At 65.5% G+C, this 24,255-nt stretch carries 20 protein-coding genes; 12 read left to right on the top strand and 8 right to left on the bottom strand.

From position 1 onward, the window contains the following. Positions 1–17: 17 nt before the first annotated feature. The 8 genes from hpaR to UNPF46_RS30640 all read left to right on the top strand — a co-directional run bounded on the left by hpaR (position 18) and on the right by UNPF46_RS30640 (position 12,133). Positions 18–548 (top strand): homoprotocatechuate degradation operon regulator HpaR, encoded by a 531-nt coding sequence (gene hpaR, locus UNPF46_RS30675; RefSeq protein ID WP_100178929.1) that lies wholly within the window; start codon positions 18–20, stop codon positions 546–548. 252 nt (positions 549–800) lie between these two features. Further along, positions 801–1,577 carry an HpcH/HpaI aldolase family protein gene (locus tag UNPF46_RS30670; RefSeq protein ID WP_100178928.1) on the top strand — a complete coding sequence of 259 codons (777 nt, stop codon included), beginning with the start codon at positions 801–803 and terminating at the stop codon, positions 1,575–1,577. Between the two features lie 95 nt (positions 1,578–1,672). Beyond that, a complete protein-coding gene (locus UNPF46_RS30665; protein ID WP_100178927.1) occupies positions 1,673–3,196 on the top strand; it encodes a UxaA family hydrolase in 1,524 nt (507 codons plus the stop codon). Between the two features lie 187 nt (positions 3,197–3,383). Next, a complete protein-coding gene (locus tag UNPF46_RS30660) occupies positions 3,384–3,905 on the top strand; it encodes a PAS domain-containing protein (RefSeq protein WP_142252484.1) in 522 nt (173 codons plus the stop codon). Further along, on the top strand, positions 3,883–5,187 hold the full coding sequence (locus UNPF46_RS30655) for a methyl-accepting chemotaxis protein (RefSeq protein ID WP_174719090.1): 1,305 nt from the start codon (positions 3,883–3,885) through the stop codon (positions 5,185–5,187). Before UNPF46_RS30660 ends, UNPF46_RS30655 begins: the two co-directional genes overlap by 23 nt. 260 nt (positions 5,188–5,447) lie before the next feature. Continuing rightward, positions 5,448–8,717: a transglutaminase family protein gene (locus UNPF46_RS30650; RefSeq protein ID WP_142252483.1), complete on the top strand. Its 3,270-nt coding sequence runs from the start codon at positions 5,448–5,450 to the stop codon at positions 8,715–8,717. Between the two features lie 27 nt (positions 8,718–8,744). Next, positions 8,745–11,258 carry a circularly permuted type 2 ATP-grasp protein gene (locus tag UNPF46_RS30645; protein WP_142252482.1) on the top strand — a complete coding sequence of 838 codons (2,514 nt, stop codon included), beginning with the start codon at positions 8,745–8,747 and terminating at the stop codon, positions 11,256–11,258. Then, entirely contained in the window at positions 11,255–12,133 is an 879-nt protein-coding gene (locus UNPF46_RS30640) for a transglutaminase family protein (protein ID WP_142252481.1), read from the top strand. The genes UNPF46_RS30645 and UNPF46_RS30640 overlap by 4 nt, the downstream gene beginning before the upstream one ends. Before the next feature lie 171 nt (positions 12,134–12,304). On the opposite strand, the gene UNPF46_RS30635 is transcribed toward UNPF46_RS30640, so the two are convergent. From UNPF46_RS30635 to UNPF46_RS30625, 3 genes are read right to left on the bottom strand one after another with little or no spacing between them, the layout of a single operon-like run. Then, a complete protein-coding gene (locus UNPF46_RS30635; RefSeq protein WP_181770186.1) occupies positions 12,305–13,264 on the bottom strand; it encodes a DMT family transporter in 960 nt (319 codons plus the stop codon). Between the two features lie 30 nt (positions 13,265–13,294). Next, positions 13,295–13,945 carry a peroxiredoxin-like family protein gene (locus UNPF46_RS30630; RefSeq protein WP_142252479.1) on the bottom strand — a complete coding sequence of 217 codons (651 nt, stop codon included), beginning with the start codon at positions 13,943–13,945 and terminating at the stop codon, positions 13,295–13,297. 60 nt (positions 13,946–14,005) lie between these two features. Continuing rightward, the gene (locus UNPF46_RS30625) at positions 14,006–14,794 is read right to left on the bottom strand and encodes an enoyl-CoA hydratase/isomerase family protein (protein ID WP_142252478.1); all 789 of its coding nucleotides are present in this window, start codon (positions 14,792–14,794) and stop codon (positions 14,006–14,008) included. Positions 14,795–14,911: 117 nt separating this feature from the next. Between UNPF46_RS30625 and UNPF46_RS30620 the strand changes: the two genes are divergently transcribed. After that, the gene (locus UNPF46_RS30620) at positions 14,912–15,841 is read left to right on the top strand and encodes a LysR family transcriptional regulator (RefSeq protein ID WP_246668765.1); all 930 of its coding nucleotides are present in this window, start codon (positions 14,912–14,914) and stop codon (positions 15,839–15,841) included. A gap of 176 nt (positions 15,842–16,017) precedes the next feature. Here the strand turns inward: UNPF46_RS30620 and UNPF46_RS30615 are convergent, their stop codons facing one another. The 5 genes from UNPF46_RS30615 to UNPF46_RS30595 form a co-directional block, all read right to left on the bottom strand. Beyond that, positions 16,018–16,842: a phosphodiesterase gene (locus UNPF46_RS30615; protein WP_142252477.1), complete on the bottom strand. Its 825-nt coding sequence runs from the start codon at positions 16,840–16,842 to the stop codon at positions 16,018–16,020. Positions 16,843–16,907: 65 nt separating this feature from the next. Beyond that, positions 16,908–18,188: an ABC transporter substrate-binding protein gene (locus UNPF46_RS30610; protein WP_142252476.1), complete on the bottom strand. Its 1,281-nt coding sequence runs from the start codon at positions 18,186–18,188 to the stop codon at positions 16,908–16,910. Positions 18,189–18,216: 28 nt separating this feature from the next. Then, positions 18,217–19,053, bottom strand: a complete 837-nt coding sequence (locus UNPF46_RS30605; RefSeq protein WP_142252475.1) for a carbohydrate ABC transporter permease — start codon at positions 19,051–19,053, stop codon at positions 18,217–18,219. Continuing rightward, positions 19,050–19,997, bottom strand: a complete 948-nt coding sequence (locus UNPF46_RS30600) for a carbohydrate ABC transporter permease (protein WP_142252474.1) — start codon at positions 19,995–19,997, stop codon at positions 19,050–19,052. The genes UNPF46_RS30605 and UNPF46_RS30600 overlap by 4 nt, the downstream gene beginning before the upstream one ends. Further along, positions 19,990–21,141, bottom strand: coding sequence for an ABC transporter ATP-binding protein (locus UNPF46_RS30595; protein WP_100178917.1), 1,152 nt, complete (start codon positions 21,139–21,141; stop codon positions 19,990–19,992). Before UNPF46_RS30595 ends, UNPF46_RS30600 begins: the two co-directional genes overlap by 8 nt. A 151-nt stretch (positions 21,142–21,292) precedes the next feature. On the opposite strand from UNPF46_RS30595, the gene UNPF46_RS30590 reads away from it, so the two are divergent. The 3 genes from UNPF46_RS30590 to UNPF46_RS30580 all read left to right on the top strand — a co-directional run bounded on the left by UNPF46_RS30590 (position 21,293) and on the right by UNPF46_RS30580 (position 24,251). After that, a complete protein-coding gene (locus UNPF46_RS30590) occupies positions 21,293–22,192 on the top strand; it encodes a LysR family transcriptional regulator (protein WP_100178916.1) in 900 nt (299 codons plus the stop codon). Between the two features lie 221 nt (positions 22,193–22,413). Next, a complete protein-coding gene (locus tag UNPF46_RS30585; protein ID WP_142252473.1) occupies positions 22,414–23,241 on the top strand; it encodes an HD domain-containing protein in 828 nt (275 codons plus the stop codon). 116 nt (positions 23,242–23,357) lie between these two features. Then, complete coding sequence (locus tag UNPF46_RS30580; protein ID WP_142252472.1) at positions 23,358–24,251, top strand: alpha/beta fold hydrolase; 894 nt, start codon at positions 23,358–23,360, stop codon at positions 24,249–24,251. The last annotated feature ends 4 nt before the right edge of the window (positions 24,252–24,255 follow it).

Raw genomic sequence — 24,255 nt, 5'->3', positions numbered from 1 at the left:
CGGTTTGAAAGGGCGTCATGGTGAAGAGACCGGCTGATCCAGCCAACGGAAGCGCCCCTGCCGCAGAACCTGTCGCAAGGCAGGTGCCGATGCGCGATTTCTCGCGCTCGCTGCCGATGTCGCTGCTGCGGGCGCGCGAGGCGGTGATGCGGCAGTTTCGCCCCTCGCTGCGCGAGCACGGCCTGACCGAGCAGCAATGGCGCATCCTGCGTGCGCTGGCGGCGATCGAAGCGGTCGAGGTCACGGAACTGGCGCGCACTGCGTTCCTGCTCGGGCCGAGCCTGTCGCGCATCCTGCGCGATCTCGAGGCGCGCCATCTGATCGAACGCAAGACGGCAAAAGCGGACCAGCGCCGCAGCATGGTCTCGATCTCGAAGGAGGGGGTGAAGCTGATGGCGTCGGTCGCGCCCACCTCGGAGGCGATCTATGCCGAGATCACGCGGCGCTTTGGCGCGCGCAAGCTCGCCGAATTGCAGGACATGCTGGGCGCGCTCGAACAGAGTCTTGCGGAGCTCGGCGGCGCCGAGGAGGCAAGTTCCGAGGAGTGACAGCAGATATGCACGTCCGGGTGCCGCAAGCCATGGACATGAATGCGCATTTTCGCGCAAATAGTGGCCCGGGCTGGCGGTCGATCAGGCGCCGATTCCCGGCGCCAGAAGGCGGCCGCATGGGCGTTGCGTCATTGCGAGCGTAGCGCGGCGGCCCGGTTCGCGGTAACAGCAGGTTCGTGCTGTCGCGGCGCTCGTCGTGGTGACGCTGGTCCAAATAACACGGTCCAAACAACAAAGAAGGAAGGCAACGTGGCGAACAAGGTCAAGGAAATCTGGAAGTCGGGCAAGGCCGTGGTCAACGCGTGGCTCGCAATTCCCTCCGGCTTCTCGGCCGAAATGATCGCGCAATGCGGCTTCGACAGCGTCACCGTCGACATGCAGCATGGCGTGCAGGACTATCTGTCGATGGTGCAGTGCTTCCAGGCCATGGACAAGCATCCCGTGACCCCGATGGTCCGCGTGCCCTGGAACGAGCCCGGCATCATCGGCAAGGTGCTCGACGGCGGCGCCTATGGCGTGATCTGCCCGATGGTCAACACGCCGCAGGAGGCGAAGAACCTCGTCTCCTATTCGAAATATCCGCCGCAGGGCGTGCGCTCCAACGGCCCGATCCGCGCCGGCATGTACGGCACCGCGGGCTCGTATCAGAAGACCGCGAACGCCGACACCATCCTGCTGCCGATGATGGAGACCAAGACCGCGGTCGAGAACATGGAAGCCATCCTCGACGTCGAGGGCATCGACGGCGTCTATATCGGACCGTCCGATCTCGGCTTCTCCTACGGCCTCGAGCCCAAGCTCGATCGCTCTGAGCCCGAGATCCTCGCGATCTACGAGAAGATCATCAAGGAGTGCGGCAAGCGCGGTCTCAACCCGGGCATCCATTGCAGCGGCGCCGAAGGCGCGGCACGCGCCATCAACATGGGCTTCAAGCTTGTGACGCTCTCGAACGAGGTCGGCCTGATGACGACCTACGCCAAGATGCAGGTCAACGCGACCCGCAAGGATTCCGGCGGCAAGGCCTAAGAAACTCGCGAATGGGGAATGGGGAGTAGCGAATAGCGCTGCTCCCCTTTTCCATTCGCACTCGCTACTCACGATTCGCTTTTTGGAGACCTCCCATGACCATCAGCCCCGTCATCCGCCTGCATCCCGATGATGGCGTGCTGATCGCGCGCGCCAGCCTGCCGCCGGGAACGGTGGTGGCCGACGGCGTGACCACGGTCGAGCGCATTCCCTCCGGCCACAAGGTCGCGATCAAGCCGTTCTTGGTGGGCGAGCCTGTCATCCGCTACGGCCAGATCATCGGCTTTGCGACCCAGGCCATCGCGCCGGGCCAGCACGTCCATGTGCAGAACATCGGCATGGGCGATTTCGCCAAGGACTATGCCTATTGCGCCGACGTCAAGCCGACGCCGAATTTCGACCTGCCGGCGACCTTCGAGGGCATCCGCCGCCCGGACGGCCGCGTCGCCACGCGCAACTACATCGGCATCCTCACCTCGGTGAATTGCAGCGCGCATGTCGCGAGCCTCGTCGCCGACGTCTTCAAGAAGAATCCATTCACCGGCGATAATCCGCTGGCCGAATTCCCCAATGTCGACGGCGTGGTCGCACTCACCCACAAGACCGGCTGCGGCATGACGCAGAACGAGCCGCTGGCGCTGCTCCGCCGCACGCTCGGCGGCTACGCGCGGCACGTCAATTTCTCCCACGTCATCGTGCTCGGGCTCGGCTGCGAGGTGAACCAGATCGGCGGTCTCATGGAAGAGCAGAAGCTCGCGGGACGCCTGCGCGCGATGGACATCCAGGAGGTCGGCGGCACCCGCAAGACCGTAGAAGCCGGCATCGCCTTCGTGCGCGAGGCGCTGGCTGACGCCAACAAGGTCAAGCGCGAATCCGTGCCGGCGAGCGAGCTCACGGTCGCTCTGCAATGCGGCGGTTCGGACGGCTATTCCGGCGTGTCGGCCAATCCCGCGCTTGGAGCGGCCAGCGACCTCATCGTGCGCCACGGCGGTACCGTGATCCTGTCGGAGACGCCGGAGACCTATGGGGCCGAGCATCTCCTGACGCGTCGCGCCGTCAGCCGCGAGGTCGGCGAGAAGCTGGTCGACCTGATGCGCTGGTGGGACGAATACACGGCGCGCGAAGGTGCCGAGATGAACGCCAATCCGAGCCCAGGCAACAAGGCCGGCGGCCTCACCACCATCCTGGAGAAGTCGCTCGGCGCGATGGCGAAGGCCGGCACCACCAATCTCGTCGAGGTGCTGCGCTACGCCGAGCCCATCACCAAGAAGGGTTTCGTCTTCATGGATACGCCCGGCTACGATCCGGTCGCTGCGACCGGCCAGGTCGCCGGCGGCGCCAATCTCGTCTGCTTCACCACCGGCCGCGGCAGCGTGTTCGGCTGCAAGCCGGCGCCCTCGATCAAGCTTGCCACCAACACGCCGATGTACAAGCGCATGGAAGAGGACATGGACGTCAATTGCGGCACCATCCTCGAAGGCGAGGAGAGTGTGCAGGAATGCGGCCAGCGCATCTTCGATCTCATTCTCAAGACGGCTTCGGGACAGCCGACCAAGAGCGAGAGTTTCGATTTCGGCGGCGCCGAGTTCGCGCCCTGGGTGCTCGGAGCAACGATGTAATTGAACTTGGCGCAAATCGCTGCCGAAATTTGCGGCATCGCAGCGAGGGCTTACGTAACTTTACGGAGGTACCGCGTAGCCGCACGGATTCCTCTGGTCACCTATGATTAATAGTTCCCGTCGTAATCCTTGAGCAATGCGGGCCACTCCTTCGAGGGCGCTGCCCCTTTGACAGGACACGTCAACGATGACGCATGCGGTACGGCCAACTGGCGTGGAAAATCTCCTCGGCGAGGAGGAGCTGATCGTCTCGAAGACCGATCTCAAAGGCCGTATCACTTACGCCAATGATGTCTTTCTCCGCATGGCGAAGTACTCCTGGAAGGAGCTGATGGGCGCGCCCCACAGCCTGATCCGCCACCCGGACATGCCGCGCTGCGTCTTCAAGCTGCTGTGGGATACGCTCCAGACCAAGCAGGAGATCTTCGCCTACGTCGTCAATCTCGCCGGCGACGGCAGCCACTATTGGGTGTTCGCCCACGTCACTCCGACGTTCGACGATCGCGGCAACATCATCGGCTATCACTCCAATCGACGCCGGCCCGATCCGGCGCCGGTCGAGAAAATCAAACCGATCTACAAGGCGCTCTGCGCGGAAGAGGCGCGCCACGCCAATGCCAAGGACGGCATGCGTGCGAGCTTCGACATGATGGTCGGTCTGCTCAAGCAAAACGGTGTTGGCTACGATGAATTTGTGCTCTCTCTCTAAGGCGCAGGGAGCGACTGCAGTCGCGTGCCTTCTCGCCGGCATCGCGTTCGTCGTCTCGCTGCTCGGCGGAAGCGGAATCATCAGTGCCGCGCCGCTCGGAGCGGCGATCCTGCTGCTCGGCTACGCGCTCTGGTGCCAGCACCGGGTTGCCGTGGCCGTCGACGAGGTTGCTGACGTCTGCCGCAAGGCGGCGCGCGGCGATCTCGAAGCGCGGGTCATGAGCGAGCGCCAGGCCGGGCGGATCGGCGCCATCCAGAAATCCGTCAACGACATGCTCGACATCGCCGACGCCTTCGTCCGCGAGGCTTCGGCATCGATGGACTATGCCAGCCGCGGCAAGTATTTCCGCAAGATCCTCGCGCGCGGACTGCCCGGCTCGTTCCGCCGCTCGGCAACCGTCATCAATGCCGGCACCGACAGCCTCGGCCGCCGCGTGGTGGAGATCGCAGGCCTTGCCAAACAGTTCGGCACGCATCTCGACGAGGTCGCAGGCAGCCTGATGAGCGCCGCGACCGACCTTGAATCCGACGCCGGCCAGATGGCGGCGGCGGCGGAGACGACGAGCCGTCAGACCTCCGGCATGCGCAGTGCGTCCGATCAGGCCTCGAGCAATGTTGCGACGGTGGCGAGTGCGGCGGAACAGCTCGCATCCTCGATCGCGGAGATCAGCCGCCAGGTGGCCGGCTCGACCACGAGCACGGGACGCGCCGTCGACGAAGCCAACCGGGCCGGCAACGAAATCCGTACCCTCGCGGAGGCCGCGATGCGGATCGGCGACGTCGTCAAGCTGATCAGCGAAATCGCCTCGCAGACCAACCTGCTGGCGCTCAACGCCACGATCGAGGCGGCGCGGGCAGGCGAGGCCGGCCGCGGCTTCGCCGTGGTCGCCTCCGAGGTCAAGAGCCTCGCCAACCAGACCGCAAAGGCGACCGAGGAGATCAGCGCCAAGGTCGGCGAGATGCAGCAATCGACCAGCAACTCGGTCGCGGCGGTCGAAGCGATCGCGCAGACCATCGCCGAAATCGACGGCATCACCGCGAGCATTGCGGCCTCGATCGAGCAGCAGGGTTCCGCGACGCGCGAGATCGCCCGCAACGTCCACGAAGCTTCCGCCGGCACCTCGCAGGTGTCCTCCAACGTGTCAGGCATCAGCGAGGCCGCCGCCGACACCGGCCGCGTCGCCAGCCGCGTCAACAGCGCCTCCGAACGCGTCCACGGCGAGGTTGAGACGCTCCGCCGCGAGGTGACGCAGTTCCTGCAGCGGCTGACCTCGGCGGCGTAGGGCGCACCCACCAGATGTCGTCATGCCCGGGCTTGTCCCGCGCATCCACGTTCTTGGTGACCGCAATAGAAGGTCGTGGATGGCCGGGACGAGCCCGGCCATGACGCCGTAGAGGCTTCAGAGTGCCAACGCTGACATCGTGTGCGGTCGATCGCCCGAACGGCAGGGATACTTCCTAGGCACGCGCTGCCCGTTGTTAGTGCTTGATCGCATCCATCTCAGGTGTTCTGCTCAAAAAAGCTGCTGGAGCACCGCACCCCGTGTCGATCTACGTCGCATTGCATCACGTCACGCACTACAAATACGACCGCCCGATCGATCTGGGACCGCAAACCATCCGCCTGCGCCCGGCGCCGCATACACGCACGCCGATCCTGAGCTATTCGCTCAAGGTCACGCCATCCAACCATTTCGTGAACTGGCAGCAGGATCCGCAAGGCAACTGGCTGGCGCGCTACGTCTTCCCGGAGAAGACCACCGAGCTGAAATTCGAGGTCGATTTCACGGCGCAGATGACCACGGTCAACCCGTTCGACTTCTTCGTCGAACCGTATGCGGACAGCTTCCCGTTCGAATACACCAAGGACCTGAAAACCGAGCTCGCGCCTTATCTCGAGACCGTCAAGCCCGACCGCCTGTTCGCGAAATTTCTCGACACGATCCCGCATGAAGCCCCGAACACCGTCAACTTCCTGGTCGATCTCAACCGCGAGCTTCAGAAGCACGTCCGCTACATCATCCGCATGGAGCCCGGCGTGCAGACACCGGAGGAGACGCTCTCCTCCGGCGCCGGCTCGTGCCGAGACTCCGCCTGGCTCCTGATCCAGACACTGCGTCATCTCGGGCTCGCGGCGCGCTTCGTCTCCGGTTATCTGATCCAGATCCGTCCCGACATCGATCCGATCGAGGGCCCGCCCGAGGTCGAGAACGACTTCACCGACCTGCACGCCTGGGCCGAGGTCTATCTGCCGGGCGCCGGCTGGATCGGCTTCGATGCCACCTCCGGCATGCTCGCGGGCGAGGGCCACATCCCGGTCGCCGCCACGCCGCATTATCGCTCGGCCGCGCCGATCTCCGGCGGGGCCGGCTTTGCCGAGGTCGAGTTCGCCTTCGACATGAGCGTCAAGCGCATCCGCGAGGCGCCGCGCATCACAAAACCCTTCTCCGACGAATCCTGGGCCCGGCTCAACGATCTCGGCGAGCAGGTCGATGGTGATCTCGCCGGCGCGGACGTGCGGCTCACCATGGGCGGCGAGCCGACCTTCGTCTCCGTCGACGATCTCGAAGCGGCGGAGTGGAATACGGAAGCGGTCGGCCCGACCAAGCGCGCGCTTGGCGACGATCTGATCCGCCGCCTGCGCGATCGTTTCGCGCCCGGCGGTCTGCTGCATTACGGCCAGGGCAAATGGTACCCGGGCGAGAGCCTGCCGCGCTGGGCCTTCGGTCTCTACTGGCGCAAGGACGGCGCGCCGATCTGGAAGAATGGCGATCTCATCGCCAGGATCCAAAATCCACGCCGCGCCGAGGCGAAGGACGCCGAGACCTTCATGGAGGGCGCGGCGCTGCGGCTCGGGCTCGATCCCGGCTACATCATGCCGGCCTACGAGGACACCGCGCTCTGGCTTCAGAAGGAAGCCGAGCTTCCCGTCAACGTCGATCCGACCGACTCGAAATTGGCCAATCCGGAGGATCGCGCACGCATGGCGCGCGTGTTCGAGCAGGGCCTCAACACGCCGCGCGGCTTCGTGCTGCCGGTGCAGCGCTGGAACGCGCCGCCGCGCTGGCGCAGCGAACGCTGGCAGCTCCGGCGCAATCACCTGTTCCTGATGCCCGGCGATTCACCGCTCGGCTTGCGCCTGCCGATCGGGTCGCTCGGCTACGTTCCACCCAACCAATATCCCTACGTCGTCGAGCGCGACCCGATGGAGGCGCGCGGCAAGCTTCCGGTGTTCACCCTCGAAGCGCGCCCGGAAGCTCCGCCGCGGGCCGCGCCCGAACAACTCAACACGTCCGTCCCGGTCCGCACGGCGATGTCGGTCGAAGTCCGCGACGGCGTGCTTTGCGCCTTCATGCCGCCGGTCGAGCGCATCGAGGACTATCTCGAACTGGTCGCCGCGTTGGAGGCGACCGCCGAGGAGATGCAACTCTCCGTCCATGTCGAGGGCTATCCGCCGCCGTTCGATCCGCGCATCGAGGTCATCAAGGTGACGCCCGACCCTGGCGTCATCGAGGTCAACATCCAGCCGGCAAAGAGCTGGCGCGAAGCGGTCGATATCACCACCGGTCTCTATGAGGACGCGGGCAAGGTGCGTCTCGGCGCCAACCGTTTCCTGGTCGACGGCCGCCACACCGGCACCGGCGGCGGCAATCACGTCGTGATCGGCGGCTCCAGTCCTGAGGACTCGCCGTTCCTGCGCCGGCCCGATCTGCTCAAGAGCCTGGTGCTGTACTGGCAGCGGCATCCCTCGCTGTCCTATTTCTTCTCCGGCCTGTTCATCGGCCCGACCAGCCAGGCGCCGCGCATCGACGAAGCCCGGCACGACAGCATCTACGAGCTCGAGATCGCGCTCTCGCACGTGCCGCCGCCCGGTTACCAGGCGCCGCTGTGGCTGGTCGACCGCCTGTTCCGGCATCTGCTCGTCGACATCACCGGCAACACCCACCGCGCCGAGATCTGCATCGACAAGCTCTATTCGCCCGATGGTCCGACCGGCCGTCTCGGCCTCGTCGAATTCCGCGCGCTCGAAATGCCGCCGGACCCGCGCATGTCGCTGGCGCAGCAGCTCTTGATCCGCGCGCTGATCGCCAAGATGTGGCGCGAGCCGCAGGCCGGCAAGTTCGTGCGCTGGGGCACCGCGCTGCACGACCGCTTCATGCTGCCGCATTTCATCTGGGAGGATTTTCTCGACGTTCTCGGCGAGCTGAAGCAGTTCGGCTATCCGTTCGAGCCGGAATGGTATCTGGCCCAGCTCGAATTCCGCTTTCCCGCCTTCGGCCGCATCCATCATGGCGGCGTGACGCTGGAGCTGCGCCAGGCGCTGGAGCCGTGGCACGTGCTGGGCGAGGAAGGCTCGGCCGGCGGCACCGTGCGCTATGTCGATAGCTCGGTCGAGCGCCTCCAGGTCAAGGCGGAGGGCTTTGTCGAGGGGCGCCACATCGTCACCTGCAACGGCCGCCGCCTGCCGATGACCTCGACCGGTCGCTCGGCCGAGGCCGTGGCCGGCGTCCGCTTCAAGGCCTGGCAGCCGGCCTCCGGCCTGCACCCGACCATTCCCGTCCACGCGCCGCTGACCTTCGACCTGATCGACAGCTGGAACGGCCGCTCGCTCGGCGGCTGCGTCTACCACGTCGCCCATCCGGGCGGGCGCAGCTACGACACCAAGCCGGTCAACACCTACGAGGCCGAGGCGCGGCGGCTGGCGCGCTTCCAGGACCACGGTCATACGCCGGGGCCGGTCCAGCCGCCCCCCGAGGAACGCACAAATGAGTTCCCGCTGACCCTCGACTTGCGGACTCCGCTCCTGCAATGAGTATGATGGTGGGGCAGGGAGAGGCGCATGGCCGAGGGCGCAGTGGAAGAGGACGACAAGGCGGGCAAGGTGCAAGGCCAGCGCCGCTTCGCGCAATGGGTCCGCGAATATAAGCGCCTGCCTGGCATTCCCGACGAGTTCCTGGGCCCCGACGGCGCCCCGCGCGCGGTCTGGAGCCGCTTTTTCGATGCCTTCGGCGCGCTCGCCCCCGACGAGATCGAGCGCCGATTCGGCATGGCCGACCGCCATCTGCGCGAGGCCGGCGTCACCTACCGCGCGCCCGGCGACAGTGCCGACCGGCCCTGGGCGATCAGCCATCTGCCGCTCCTGATCGACGAGGCCGACTGGCAGCAGCTTTGCGCCGGCATCACCCAGCGCGCCGAGCTGCTCGAGCGGGTGCTGCGCGACATCTACGGCGAGGGCCGGCTGGTCGCCGAGGGCGCGCTGCCGGCGGCGGCGATCGCCGGCAGTCCCGAATATCTCCGTCCCGTCTGCGGCGTGCCGCCGCCGGGCGGGCGCTATCTGTCGCTCTATGCCGCCGACATCGGCCGCGGTCCCGACGGGCGCTGGTGGGTGCTCGGCGACCGCACCCAGGCGCCGTCAGGTGCGGGCTACGCGCTGGAGAACCGTCTGGTGCTCTCGCGCGCCTTTTCCGATCTCTACAAGTCGATGAACGTGCCGCGCGTCGCGCCGTTTTTCGAGGCGTTCCGCGACTCGCTTCGCGCGCGTGCCGACCGCGACGAGCCCAGGATCGGCGTGCTCACCCCCGGCAGCTTCAGCGAGACCTATTTCGAGCACGCGACGCTGGCGCGCTATCTCGGCTTCCTGCTGGTCGAGGGCGACGATCTCGCCGTCAGCGACAACCGTATCCACATCCGCACCGTCGCCGGCCTGAAGCGGTTAGACGTGCTGCTCCGCCGCGTCGATTCCAACTCGCTCGATCCGCTCGAGCTCGACGCCTCCTCGCATCTCGGCGTGCCCGGCCTGATCGACGTGCTGCGCAAGGACGGCGTCGTCGTCGCCAACATGCCGGGCTCCGGCGTGCTCGAGGCGCGGGCGCTGCTCGGCTTCCTGCCGGCGCTGAGCCGCCGCCTGCTCGGCGAAGAGCTGAAGATGCCGCATATCGCGACCTGGTGGTGCGGCCAGCGCGTCGCGCGCGACGAAGTGCTGGCGCGGCTCGACGAGGTCGCGATCGAAGGCGCCTATCGGCGCGGGGTGCCCGGCTTCGACAGTGCGGGGCCGGTGCTCGCGAGCGAGCTCGATGCGAACGACCGCAAGCGCCTGATCGATGCCATCGCCGCGCGCGGCATGGACTATGTCGGCCAGGAGGTGGTGCGGCTCTCGACCATGCCGGTGTGGGAGCAGGGCCAGATCATGCCGCGTCCGTTCGTGCTGCGCGTGTTCGCGGCCGCCACGCCCGACGGCTGGGCCATCATGCCCGGCGGCTTCTGCCGGATCGCCGAACAGCCGGATGCGCGCGCGGTGTCGATGGGCGACGGCGCCCGCGCCGCCGACGTCTGGATCGTGTCCGACAAGCAGGTCTCGACCGCGACCTTGCTGCCGGCGACCGACAAGGTCCGCATCCGCCGTATCGCCGGCGTGCTGCCGAGCCGGGCTGCCGACAATCTGTTCTGGCTCGGCCGCTACCTCGAGCGCGCCGAGGCGACGCTGCGCCTCGTGCGCGCCTTGGGCTCGCCGAGCGGACCCAACAAGGGCACCGCGGCCTCGCTGCAATCGGGCGAGCGCATCCAGCGCCTGTTGGTGGCCTGGGGCGCGGTCTCGCAGACCTCGCGCGCGGCCCCCGGGCGCATCGTGGCCGAAGCGCTGCAGAGCGAGGCCCGTTTCGGCTCGGCGCTGTCGCTGGTGCGCGCGGCGCAGCGCACGGCGACATCCCTGCGCGAACGGCTGTCGCCCGATGCCTGGCAGGTCATCACCGAGATGGCCGAGCGCCTTGCCTACGAGGTCGAGGACGACGACAGCGTGCTGAGCGCGGCCGAGCTGACCTTGCAGGAGCTGGCGAGCTTCGCCGGCCTTGCGCAGGAGAACATGAACCGCGCCGCCGGCTGGCGCTTCCTCGACATCGGCCGCCGCACCGAGCGCGCCATCAATACCACGCGCTTCGCACGGCAGTTCGCCTATGACGAGGCCGGCGACGAGGACCTCGACATCCTGCTGACGCTGGTGGATTGCCAGATCACCTACCGCTCGCGCTATCTGCTGGCGCCGATCCTGGCGCCGGTGCGCGACCTCGCGGTGCTCGATCCCTACAATCCGCGCTCGGTGGCGTTCCAGGTGGCGACGCTGAACGAGCACATCGCCGCGCTCCCGAGCCTGAAGGAGCACGGCCTGATCGAGAAGCCGCAGCGGCTCGCGGTGGCGCTGCAGGCGATGCTTGCAACGGCCGAGGCCGAGAAGCTCCAGGTCAAGACCCTGTTCGGGCTGGAGCAGGATTTGCTGAACCTCGCGGATGCGATCGGGCAGCACTACTTCCCGCACGGTCCCAATGCCGCCCGGCCGGAAAAGCTGACGGGGCTGGCGTGATCTACGACATCCGTCACGTCACGACTTACGAATACGAGAACCCGGTCAGCTTCGCCCGCTGTACGCTGCGGCTGGAGCCGCGCAGCGGCGGCGGCCAGGAGCTGATCTCGCACAGCGTCGAGATCCGCCCGCGCCCCGCAGAGCGCAATGTGCGGCGCGATTTCTTCGGTGCGCTGACCGAGAGCATCGTGATCGAGGCCGCGCATCGCAACTTGCGGATCGATTCGCGCTCGCGCGTCTCGGTGTCGCGTCAGCCGCGGCCGCGCGATGCCGCGAGTCCACCCTGGGAGAGCGTTCGCGACATTGCCTTCGAAGCGACCAGCCTCGGACCGGCCTCGCCGGTCGGCTATGTCTTCGCGAGTCCGCTGGTGCCGGTGCTGCGTCCGGTCAGCGCCTATGCTGCCGAGAGCTTTCCATCGGGCGCTGGCGTCCTCAAAGGTGCGGTCGATCTGATGCATCGTATCCGCAACCAGTTTCGCTACGACGCCAAGGCAACGGTGATCTCGACGCCGCTGAACGAGGTGTTCGACAAGCGCCACGGCGTCTGCCAGGACTTCGCCCATGTGATGATCGCGGGGCTGCGCGGGCTCGGCCTGCCGGCGGCCTATGTCAGCGGATACTTACGCACCATTCCGCCGGCGGGCCAGCCGCGTTTGCAGGGCGCCGACGCCACCCATGCCTGGGTGTCGCTGTGGTGCGGGGCGGAGCTCGGCTGGGTCGATCTCGATCCGACCAATGATCTCCTGATCGGCAACGACCATATCGTGCTTGCGGTCGGGCGCGATTTCTCCGACGTCTCGCCGGTCGACGGCATCATCGTCGGCTCGCCGAAGCAGAAGCTCGGCGTCGCCGTCGATGTGCTGCTGGTGGAGTAGGGCGTGTGCTCAGAATCGTGAGCGTACCAGCGCAGGGCGGAAGTCTGCCATCTTGAATGTCATCGGTAACTGGTGACCCGCTGCGGAAGTCGGCGCTGTCGCTGACGGCCGCAACGGCTGCGTCGTTGTTTCCATTTTGCCGACTTTCAAACTCTTTGTTGCCTCAGGTTCTCAGTGACTCCGAGGCTTGCGCAGAGCGATCGCGCCGAGCGCCACCAGCAACCCGGTGCTGACCAGGGCCAAGCCTGCGAGTTGGAGACTGTTCGGAACCTCGCCTGTGATTGGCATGCCGATCAGGATGGCGACGGCTGGGACGAGGGCCGGAAAGACGGCGGCGCGCCCGGCACCAATGACTTGAACGGCCTTCGAGAAAGCGATGACAGCAACGACGCCTGAAAGAACGCCTTGCACCAGGATCTGCGCTGCGAGCATCGGCAAGGGAGCTGCCAAGAGACGATCTGCTCCGATCACCAGGAAGTAGCCGGGAACGTAGACAGTTGCTGAAAGCACCGAGACAACAGCGGTGCCAGCGACCGGCGACACGCCCCAGTGGCGGCTGAGGACCGTAAACACTGCCCACATCAGGCCGGCTGCCGCGAATAACAGGTCGCCGATCGGCGTCAATGCCGTCCCGGTCATCAAGCCAGGCCCGGCAATCACGGCGAGCCCGGCGAGGATTATGGCGACACCTGCAACGCGTGCAATCGTCGGCCGATCGCCCAGGACCAGAAATGCCAGTCCGATAGACCCGAGCGTCAGCGCTGCCGGCTGGATGACGGCACCATGGGCGAGCGGCGCAAATGAATAGCCTGACACACCGGTTATGACGAAGAGCGGCCCGACCAGCAGTGTCAGGGAGGCGCCCTTCTTCATACCCATGCCGGCCATGTCCATGATCCCGCGCCTCAACAACCACGGCAGCATGATCAATCCAGCGACGCCGTACCGGATCGCTGCGATGTCGGTGGCGTGGAGACCCGCCGAGACACCGGCGCGCGCCATGGCCAGATAGGAGCCCCATATGCTCGCCGCCAGTAAGCCGAGCGCAAGGCCGCGCACTTCCGGGCGATCGCGCAGAGCCACCTGCGAGGGCAAATTCGGTACGGCGGCCGTGCAAAGGGACGTGCTCATGACCATCTCTCTTGCTCTTAAGATCTCAGATCAGGACGCGACGGCGATCTTGCGCAGCGCCGAGAGCGCTACGGCCGGATCCATCCGGTTGCGGTAGTCGGGATCGACGCTCGCCAATGCGATGCGGCCGCCCTTCTCGATGACGTAGCTTGCCGGCATTGGCAGCGACCACTGTCCGTCCCCGTTGCGGGTCGGCAGGTCGTGGCCGAATTTCTGGTAAAGTGCCTTGATGGCTGGCGAGAGTTGGAAGCGGATGCCGAGTGCATCCGCCAGCGCACCGTCCGTATCACTCAACACGTCGAAGCTCAGAGCGTTCTTCTCCGCGGTCGTCAGCGTGTTGTCTGCCGTCTCCGGCGAGATGGCGACGAGGCGGGCGCCAAGCGCCTTGAATTCAGGCAGTGCTTTCTGGTAGGCGCGCAGTTCGAGGTTACAATAGGGACACCAGCCACCGCGATAGAAAGTCACAACGAGGGGGCCGCTCGCGATCAGAGCGCCGAGATCCGTCGCGCCACCGATCTGGTTCGGCAGTTGCCTTTCCGGAAACTGTGCACCGGCCTGGAGCGCGCGATCGGCCAGCGACTGCAGCGCCGCATTGTCGTCGTCGACGAGCTTCGCGGTTTCAGCGCCGACGCGTTCGCGCCAGGATGTCTTGAAGGAGTCGAGTTCGGTTTGCAGGGACATGATCGTTCTCCGGAATGTTCGGTGGCTAAGGTATTGAAGCCGGCCAATTTCGACCGGTGCTCAGGTTTTTGACGCGGCCATCATCTGTTGAACGAGCGCGTTCGCGCTGGCGCCTTCAAGTGCGAGTCCGTAGCCGACTTCGCGGACGATCCGCTCTTTCAGGGGCTGGATGAAGTGGATGCGGGTATTGCGGCGCGTCACCTCGGGTTGCTTGAGGTATTGCTGCGCCAGATCACGGGCGACCGTCACGGCACAGCCGGCATCCGCCAGATAATTCACGACGCCCCATGCTGCGGCTTCCTCAGCCGCGACCGGACGCGGGCTGAGGAGGAACGCCTCGGTCCGGCCCGCTCCAGCGCGATACGACCACGTCGTGTAAACGCCATCGCCTGGGACGATCCCGCCGGCGAAATGCGGCAGATCGTGGAAAGTCGCCGTCTTGGAAGCAACAATCACGTTGGCGAGCAGCGCATACTCGGTGTGGATGTGCGCCTTGCCCTCGATGGCGGCGATCATCGGCACGCGAATGTTGGCGATGTTCTCGAGGATCTGGGTGCCTTCGTCGTGCACTTTCGACCAGACATTTGCATCGCCGACATTGCCGAAGCTGCCAAAGTCGATTTCGGCCATGTAGTCGCCGATGCCAGTCAGGATGACGACCTTATTTCCCCGATCGCGGCTGATCTCGTAAAAGGCGTCCGTGAACCCTTCATGGTCGCGCGCATCAAATTTGATCGGGCCGCCGTCTGTATGCATCTCGACCAGTAATATCCCGTCTGCGTCACGGCTCATGCGGAGGTGGGCGTAGCGGCTGAAATAGGCCGGTACTGAGTTGGTTTCTGCGCTCATGATCATCTCCGTAGCGTTGCGTCCCGGCGGCGCCGTCGTCGCCTGCGATGCATCAATGAAACATGTCTAGAACTTGCGGAACGCCTACAGATTTCATATGATTGATACGAAAGGCGTATGAATGATATGGATCTGCTGGGCCCGATGAAGACGTTCGTCCGCGTGGTCGAATCCGGCAGCTTCACCGCGGTCGCTATCGAACAGAACTCGACGCAGCCGACGATCAGCCGGCAGATCGCAGCGCTTGAGGAGCATCTCGGCTCGCGCCTTCTCACCCGCACGACGCGTGCTCTGACGCTGACCGACGACGGCCGCGCATTCTACGAGCATGCGCTGCGCGCTTTGGAGGCCGTCGGCGAGGCGGAAAACGCGGTCGGCCGGCGACAGGCGAAGCCGACCGGGACGCTGCGCCTCGCGGTACCTGTTGTGCTCGGCCGTCGACATATCGTGCCTCGCCTCGCCGGCTTCCTCTCGCGCTATCCGGATCTGTCGATCGACGTGACGATGAGCGATAGCTTCGTCGATCTCGTCGAGCAGGGCATCGACCTGGCGTTACGCGTTGGCGAGATCACCGACCAGAGCCTGGTTGTGCGCAAGATCTGCATGGTGCGCCGGGTTACGGTAGCTTCACCGGCCTACCTCAAGGCGCACGGCACACCACGCGCGCCTGCCGACCTCGCACGCCATCAGTGCATCGTCTACACGCGCCTCGCCACGGGCAATCGATGGCACTTTGAGAGCAAGGATGGGCCGCTGGTGGTGGATGTCTCTGGCCGCTATCGCGTCGACAACTCGGAAGCCGTGCGTGAGGGCGTGCTTGCCGATCTCGGCATCGCCGTCATCCCGGCATTCGCGTTCTCGAATGAGGTGGAGCACAAGAAGGTGCAGGTTCTGCTCAGGTCGTACGAGCCCAAGCCTCTGCCGCTCAATGCGGTATACCCGTCACGCCGCTTCGTCCCGCTCAAGGTGCGAGCAATGATCGATTTCCTGGCCAACGAACTTGAGATCGATCCGGTGCTCAGCCGCTACGGCGCGTCCGCTGACTGAGCGTCAGCAGCGGACGCACCCGGCCGTGGAAATGGCGTCAAGGCGAATGTCTCTTCTGGCCCATCTTCGACCTTGGGTGAAGTGACGCCAACGCGCCGCTGTCAGAGGCGGAGCGGACTCTCCAAGAAGTGTCGCGCGGTTTATGAGTACACGCCCCGATGCTCGCCGCTCGCCGGTCACCGAACCATGGTCGCGCGATCCCAGGCCTGGTAGTCGGGCGAACCTTCGACGCGGATGGGACCGTCGTAGCCGTATTCCACCATGTGCACGGTCACATAGTCTTCCCCGAAGAACACGACGCCATAGGCCTGCGGCAGGTCGGACGCGCTCAGCAATTTGGTCTCGGAGAACAGCGGATAGCTCGCATGGTTGGTGCCGCGCAGCGACGAGACGGGAACGCCTGCGACGGATCCGGCCAGAGGCAAGTGACAATGCCCGAAGAAGACGTGACGGATCTTCGACCGGTTGCGGCCGACGAGACGCCGGAACGGTGCGTCGTCGAGCAGGCGGATCTGGTCGAGCGGGGCGAGATGCACCGGCATGGGGTTATGATGCATGAACAGCAGGAGCGGGCCGTCATGCTCGGCAAGCCGTGCCTCGAGCCAGCCGAGGCGGTCGTCGCAATAGCGGCCGGCATGCGTGTCGGGATGGGCGGTGTCGAGGAACAGGCAGCGGCCGGCAGCGGTGTCGTGGATGCCCTGGACGAAGCCATTGTCGTCGGCGAGATCGGGGAACACGCTGAGGAAGGCGGCGCGTCGGTCATGGTTGCCGATGCAAAGCCGGACCGGCAGCGGATAGTCGTCGAGGCGCTGCTTGAGCCAGTAATAGTCGGCGGCATCGCCCCAATCCGAGAGATCGCCGGTGATCACCATCAACTCGGCGTCGTGGTGATCCTTCAAGGCATGCGCCAGCGCCCGCTCGAAATTGGTGCGCGGATCGCGCCCGCCGATGGTCGAGCCGGGTGCCGTCAGGTGAATGTCGCTCAAGTGAAGCAGCTTCATCGTTCTTTCCCGTTCCTGCGGCACGGGGCGCCGGCGGCGCCCCGTGGTTGGCGGTGTCGTGATGTTCAGCGCGCCGTGCCGGTGGTCTTCGGCAGCAGCTTCTGCACGTCCGCCGTCATGTCGGCGAGGACCGCGTCGGGTTCCTTGGCGCGGGCGCCCGAGACGATCGTGTTGAGGTGATCTTTGATGACGTCGGTGATCTTCAGGCCGTTGTCGCCGGGGAAGGCGTACCATTTGGTGAGCAGCGGGAGCTGGCCGACCGCGGTGTAGTTGTTGGGGTTCTTGACGTAGAAGTCCTTCAGATAGACCTCGTTGGCGACCTTGTTGGGCGGCATGTAGCCGGTGGTCTCCGCCATGATCGCAGCGCCCTTGGGGCCGGTCCAGAACTTCACCGCTTCCCAGGCTGCGTCGCGCTTGGCCTTGTCCTTGGCGAGGATCAGCACGACATTGCCGCCGGCCGGCAGCCTGCCGTTCGGGGAGGCCACGTCCGGGAACGGAATCGTCTTCAACGCGAACTTGCCGCCGGTCATCTGCGTGACCTTGTTGAGGTCCGAGGTCGAGGTGACGTGAAAGCCGGTCTTGCCGGCCGCGAACGCCGCGCGCATCGACGGCTGGTCGAGGTTGGGCATGCCGCCCTCGTTGACGAGCCGCGCGATCATGTTGATGGCGAACTTGCCTTCCACGCCGTCGAAGGCGACCTTGGTCTCGTCGGCGTTGAGCATGGTGCCGCCGCGCGCGAAGACCGGGGCTTGCCAGAGCCAGTTGCCGGTGATGTCCCAGGCATAGGTGACGCCGTTGGTGTCGTTGCCGAGCGCCTTGATTTTCTTGGCGAGCGTGAGCAGCTCGTCCCAGCTCTTCGGCAAATTGTTCACGTCGCCGCCGGCCTGCTTCACGAGGTCGAGATTGACGTAGACGATCGGCAGCGAGATCGCGAAGGGGAGGGCGTAGACTTTGCCGCCGGCGGTGCCGATGTCGTACATCGCCTGGTGGAAGCCCTGCTTGTCGAAGTCCTTTTCCGCGGCGATGTAGCCGTCGAGCGGGGCCGGGATGTTCTTGTCGACCAGGACGCGGATGCGGTTCAGGCCCTGGAAGGAGACATCAGGCATCTGATTGGTGACGGCTTCGCGCAGCACTTTCTGGGTGGCGTCCTCGTAGGATTCGTAAGGCGCCCGCATCGTCACCTTGATCTCCGGGTGCACCTTGGCGAACTCATCGGCGATGCGCTTGTGGGTCTCGGTGAACAGCTCCGGATACGGATACTGCATCACGATCTCGGTCTGGGTCTGCGCGAGCGCAGAGCCGGCCGCAAGCGACAGAGCCGCCGCGGCGATGATGGACTTCAGCATGGATAGACTCCTGTTTGAGGTGACGCGGTTACTTGATCCCGGTGAGGGTGATGCCCTCGATGAAGCGGCGCTGGGCAAAGAGGAAAGCGATCACGAGCGGCGCGATGATCACCATCGCCGCGGCCATCAGCGGGCCGTAGCTGGTACCGGCCTCGTTGTTGCGGAAATGCGCGACCGCAAGCGGCGGCGTCCGCAATTGCTCGCTGTTGAGCACGATCAGCGGCCAGAAATAGTCGTTCCAATGCGCGACCACGGAGAAGATGCCGAACGCGGTCACGGCCGGGATCGCGGCGGGCAGCATCACCCGCCAGACGATGCCGAACTCGGAGATGCCGTCCATGCGCGCGGCATCGACGAGATCGTCGGGCACGGTCTTGAAGAACTGGCGCATCAGGAAGATGCCGAACACCGAGATCGTGAAGGGCAGGACGAGCGCGGCATAGCTGTCGAGCAGGCCGACCTTGTGCAGCAGCAGGAAGACCGGGATCGCGGTCGCCTGCGGCGGGATCAGGATCCCGAACAGGACCAGGGCGAACAGCGTCTCGCGGCCGAGGAAGCGAAGCTTTGCCAGCGCGTAGGCCGCCGGCAGCGCCACCATGACCTGCAGCACGAAGATCGAGACCGTGACGATGACGCCGTTGAGCAGGAAGCGCAGCAGATTGGCCTTGGCGAAGGCCTCGCGCAGATTGTCCCACAGCGCGAACCGGTGGGGGATCAGATGCAGCTCGCTGGAGAAGATTTCGGTCTGCGGCTTGGACGCGGTCGAGATCATCCAGATGAAAGGCGCGAGCATGAGCGCGGCGCCCGCGATCAGGAGCACGTGGCGCAGGATCGCCCGGAACGTGACGGAATGTGTGTTGCTCATGTGTAATGCACGCCGCGATCGGCGAGCCTCGACTTGATCAGCGTGAGCGCGAGGACGAAGACCAGGAAGACGACCGTGATCGCCGCGGCGTAGCCCGAACGGAAGAACTCGAAGCCTTCCGTGTACATGGTGTGGATCAGGACCTCGGTGGATTTCGACGGGCCGCCCTTGGTCAGCACATGCACGGTGTCGAACACCTGGAACGAGCGGATGCCGGAGATCACGACGACGAAGGTCGTGACCGGGCCCAGCATCGGCCATGTCACGAGGCGGAAGCGTGCCCAGCCGCTCGAGGCACCGTCGATTTCGGCCGCTTCGTAAAGTTGCCTGGGAATGGAGACGAGGCCCGCGAGGAACAGCACCATGTTGAAGCCGACCGCCTGCCAGATGCCGATCGCGCACAGCGCATAGAGGGCGGTGCTGCGATCCTGCAGCCAGGCGAAGGCCGGCAGGCCCGCGCCGCGCAACAGCCCGTTCACCAGACCGAATTGCGGATGCAGCATGAATTCCCACACCACCGCCATCGCGATCAGGGTCGCCATGACAGGCAGGAAATAGATGGTCCGATAGAGGCTGCGCAGGCTGGTGCCGCTCTGGATCAGAAGCGCGATCGCAAGGCCTGCGATCACGGCGCCGGGCACCACGACCACGACATAGGTCAGCGTGTTGCGCAGCGCGGTCCAGAACACCTTGTCGGCGAACAGGTCCTGGTAGTTGGCGAGCCCGATCCAGGAGAAGTGCGGCGCGCCCAGCTGATAATCGGTGAAGGAGAGGGCGATCACGCCGGCGAGCGGACCGAGCAGCATGACCAGCATGAGCGCGGCGGCCGGCGCCACCAGCGCGTAAGCGGAATATGTGCGCCGGCTGCCATGCGCCGGCAGCGACCGCCTTGCGGTGCCGGCGGGGACGATCGCCGCGTCGATGGTGATGGAGCCGTCAGACATGGGCGGGCTCACGGATGCGCTCGGCCTGCTCGACCCTGAGCTCGATCCGCTTCCCGGCCGGATCGAAAGCCCGCACCGCGTCGGGCGCGAAGCCGAACGTGACGGCACGGCCCATCGCAGGCAACTGCCGGACGTCGCCAAGCCGCGCGATCAGGCGTGCCCCGGCGCCTTCGATCGCAAGGTGCACGAAGGCCTCGGCGCCGAGGTTTTCCAGATGAACGACACTTCCGGAGAATGGCCCCGCGCCCAGCTCGATCCGCTCCGGACGCACGCCGACACGGCAGTCGCCCGCGGCCGCGCCACACCCAAGCCGCAGAGCGGTGCCCAGCACGTCGATGCCGCCGTCCTTACGGACCCGCCCGGGAAGGATGTTGATCTTGGGGCTGCCGATGAATTCGGCAACACGGATGTCGCCGGGGTCGTCGTAGATCTCTGCGGGCGTCCCGACCTGAATCAGCTCACCGGCCATCATGACGGCGATCCGGCTCGACATGGTCATCGCCTCGGCCTGGTCGTGCGTGACATAGACGAACGTTGCCTTGAGGCGGCGATGCAGCTCGGCGAGCTCGGCGCGCATGTGGACACGCAGCTTCGCGTCGAGGTTGGAGAGCGGTTCGTCGAACAGGAAGGCGCGGGGCTCGCGCACCATGGCGCGTCCGACTGCGACGCGTTGCCGCTGTCCGCCGGACAATTGCCCTGGCTTGCGCCGCAGCAATGGCGCGATGTCGAGCTGCTCGGCGATCGCCGTGATGTCGGCGCGGATGGTCCGTTCCTTGGCGCGCCGGCCCGGCAGCAGCGGGCCGAGCAGCGGCAGCCGTTCGATCGCGGAAAGGCGCCGCATCCGCAGCGGCACCGCGATGTTGTCGAAGGTACTCAAATGCGGATAGAGCGCATAGGACTGGAAGACCATCGCGAGGTTGCGCGCGCTCGGGCGAATGCCGTCTACGGGGCGGCCGTCGATATGGACCTGGCCGGAATTCTGCGGCTCCAGCCCGGCGATGATGCGGAGCAGGGTCGACTTGCCGCAGCCGGAAGGACCGACCAGCGAGATGAACTCGCCGTCCTCGATCCGGAAATCGATGCCTTTCAGGACGTCGGTCCCGTCGAAGGATTTGCGGATCGTGGAAAGCTCGATTTGCGCCATTCGCGCTGGTCCCCTGCTGCCTGTTGCGGCGCATGAGGAGTAGGGACGGCATCTGACATTCACATAACGGTCAATGGCATTGCCTATGCTGATCCCAGGTTTTGCTTTTGCGGCGTCCTGAATCCGGGATGCCGGTCTTGGAGTTCTTGTCGTGGCGTTGACGTCGTCGCGTGTCCGGGCGGTCAACGCGGTGTTCGACACCGGCAGTTTTGCCGCCGCGGCCAGGAAACTGGGCGTGTCGCAGCCCGCAATTGCGCAGCTGGTGCGCGATCTCGAGGCCGAGTTCGCCGTTGCGCTGTTCGACCGCCACGGACAGAACCTGATCCCGACGCCGCTGTGCCGGCGACTCTACGCCGCAACGAACCGTATGCAGGCACTCGAGGCGGATGCCCAGGCCATCCTCGAGCAGCGCGATGAGCTGTCGGGGGGCGAGCTTCGCATCGGGCTCGGCAACGCCATGCCGGGAATGGCGCTGATCGCGGCGTTTCGCAATTTGTATCCGAAGATCCAGATCAATATCGAGATCGGGAGCTGGTCTGCGATCATGGCGGCGGTGGTCGACCAGCGCGTCGATGTCGCCGTGCTGCCGGAGGTGCCGCAGGACAATCGCTTCCGTCGCGAGCCCTGCGTGCAGCAGCGCGTCGTCGCGATCTGCCATCCCGTTCACGACCTCAGTCGGGAATCGCGCGTGTCCGCCGTCAGCCTGATGCAATATCCGCTGGTGTTTCGGACCCGGGATTCCGCGACGCAGCGCGTCGTCGACAGGGCGTTTCGCGCCGTCAATCTGCGTGCTGCTCCGGCGATCGTCGTCAACACGCGCGAAGGAATGCTGGAGGCGGTCGCCAACCGGCTCGGTGTCGGCTTTGTCTGGGAGCACGGCTCGAGCCGCGTCGATCGCATCGCCAAGGTGGCGATCGCGGAAATCGAGGCGGAATCGCCCGAATACATCTTCTCGCTGGCCGGCAAACGCGGCAAGCTGGTCGAGCTGTTCTATCTGGCCAGAAGCCTGTCGCGCTCGGCAGACGGCGCCGACATCCTGTCGGCCCCGTAGAGCGACAGGCAGGCCCGGGCCCTTCCGGTGCAATCGCCTTCAGGCTGTAGCGAAGCATAACCACAACCGCAATGTTGCGCAGCGGAAATGTAACATATTTACGAATTTTTGATACGGAATTTGGTCAGCCGGCCCAAGATGGGCTATGCTGGCGCCGCGCCGAGAACAACAGAGACGTCGGGAGATGGCATGGGACACCAGCGGCGGACGGGGCTGCATCCATGATAACCTTGCCGAGACTGGCGGCTGAATCCCTCGAGGACTTCCTCGGGAAGTTCATGCGTCGCCGGTACGATGAGACGTCCGCCAATATCGTCGAGAGCGCGACCCGCACCGCGATGGAATGCATCGGCAATAGCGATGCGCTCTATCACAATATCGAGCACACGATGCTGGTGACGCTGGCAGCCCAGGCCATCCTCGGCGGCCGAAGCCTTCATACCCATCTGTCGGCCGAGGATTACGTCCACGTCCTGATCGCCTGCCTCGCCCACGACATCGGCTATGTGCGCGGGCTGTTCGAGGAGGACGATTCCGACGGCTTCGTGATCGACGCGGCCGACACCAAGATCTCGTTGCCGCGCGGCGCGTCGGACGCGAGCCTGATGATGTATCACGTCGACCGCTCGAAGCTGTATGTGACGCGGCGGCTGCGGCATATTCCCGGCGTCGATCCGGAGCGCGTTGCCCGCGCCATCGAGGGGACGCGCTTTCCGGCCCGCCAGGGACAGGAATACGACGACGAGGCCTCGATCCTGCGCGCGGCCGACTTCATCGGCCAGCTCGGCGACCCCAACTATCTGCGCAAGGCCAACGCGCTCTATTACGAGTTCGAGGAGGTCGGCATGAATCGCCAGCTCGGCTACGATTCGCCGGCCGACATCGTGAACCGCTATCCACAGTTCTACTGGAACAGCGTCGCACCGCACATCCAGACCGAGATCGGTTATCTCAACAAGACCGAGATCGGCCGGCAATGGATCGCCAACCTCTACAGCAACGTGTTCCGCGCCGAGCGCGACATCTCGCTGTCGGGGCCGCAGAAATAGGCCGTTCTTGTAGCCGGGATGAAGCGCAGCGCAATCCGGGGCCGGTGCATGTTGTAGAATCCCGGATTGCGCTGCGCTCCATCCGGGCTACGGCCTCCCAATTCCGTGAGAAAACCATGCAAGAAAAAACCGTCACCACGGACGTCCTCGACATCGCCTATCGCGAATATGGCGCGCCCGGCGGCTGGCCCTGCATCATGGGCCACGGCTTTCCCTACGACGTGAACGCCTATGCCGAGACGGCGCCGATCCTTGCAGAGGCCGGCGCGCGGGTGCTGGTGCCGTGGCTGCGCGGCTATGGGCCGACGCGTTTCCGCAGCGCGTCGACCTTGCGCTCCGGGGAGCAGGCGGCGCTCGGCGCCGATCTCTTGGCTTTCATGGACACGCTCGGCATCGAGCGCGCCGTCGTCGGCGGCTATGACTGGGGCGGGCGTGCGGCCTGCGTGGTCGCAGCGCTCCATCCGGAGCGGGTGATCGGCCTCGTCTCCGGCAATTCCTACAACATCCAGAACATCGCCCGCGCCATGGAGCCGGCCTCGCCGCCGGAGGAGGCGGCGCTCTGGTATCAATATCTCTTCCACAACGAGCGCGGCCGCCGTGCGCTGGAGCGCAACCGGCGCGGCTTTGCGCGCCAGCTCTGGGCGATGTGGTCGCCGAAATGGAAATTCGACGACGCCACGTTCGAGAAAAGCGCGGCATCGTTCGACAATCCTGATTTCGTCGACGTCGTGATCCACTCCTACCGCCACCGCTACGCGCTGGTCGCGGGCGACCCCGCCTATGCCGCCATCGAGGCGAGGCTGGCCGGCCAGCCGCTGATCCGCGTCCCGACCATTGCGATCGACGGCGACAGCGACGGCGTCAATCCCGGCACCGCCCATCACGCGCGCAAGTTCGAGGGCGCATTCGAGCGCCGCGTCTTCACCGATGCCGGACATAATTTGCCGCAGGAACGGCCCGCCGAATGGGCGCAGGCCGTGATCGACGTCCGGAAGACGGCTGCGTCATAGGCAG

This window comes from Bradyrhizobium sp. UNPF46 (assembly GCF_006658625.1).
GTDB classification, from domain to species: Bacteria; Pseudomonadota; Alphaproteobacteria; order Rhizobiales; family Xanthobacteraceae; genus Bradyrhizobium; species Bradyrhizobium nitroreducens.
This window is presented reverse-complemented; position numbering and strand designations above follow the sequence as displayed.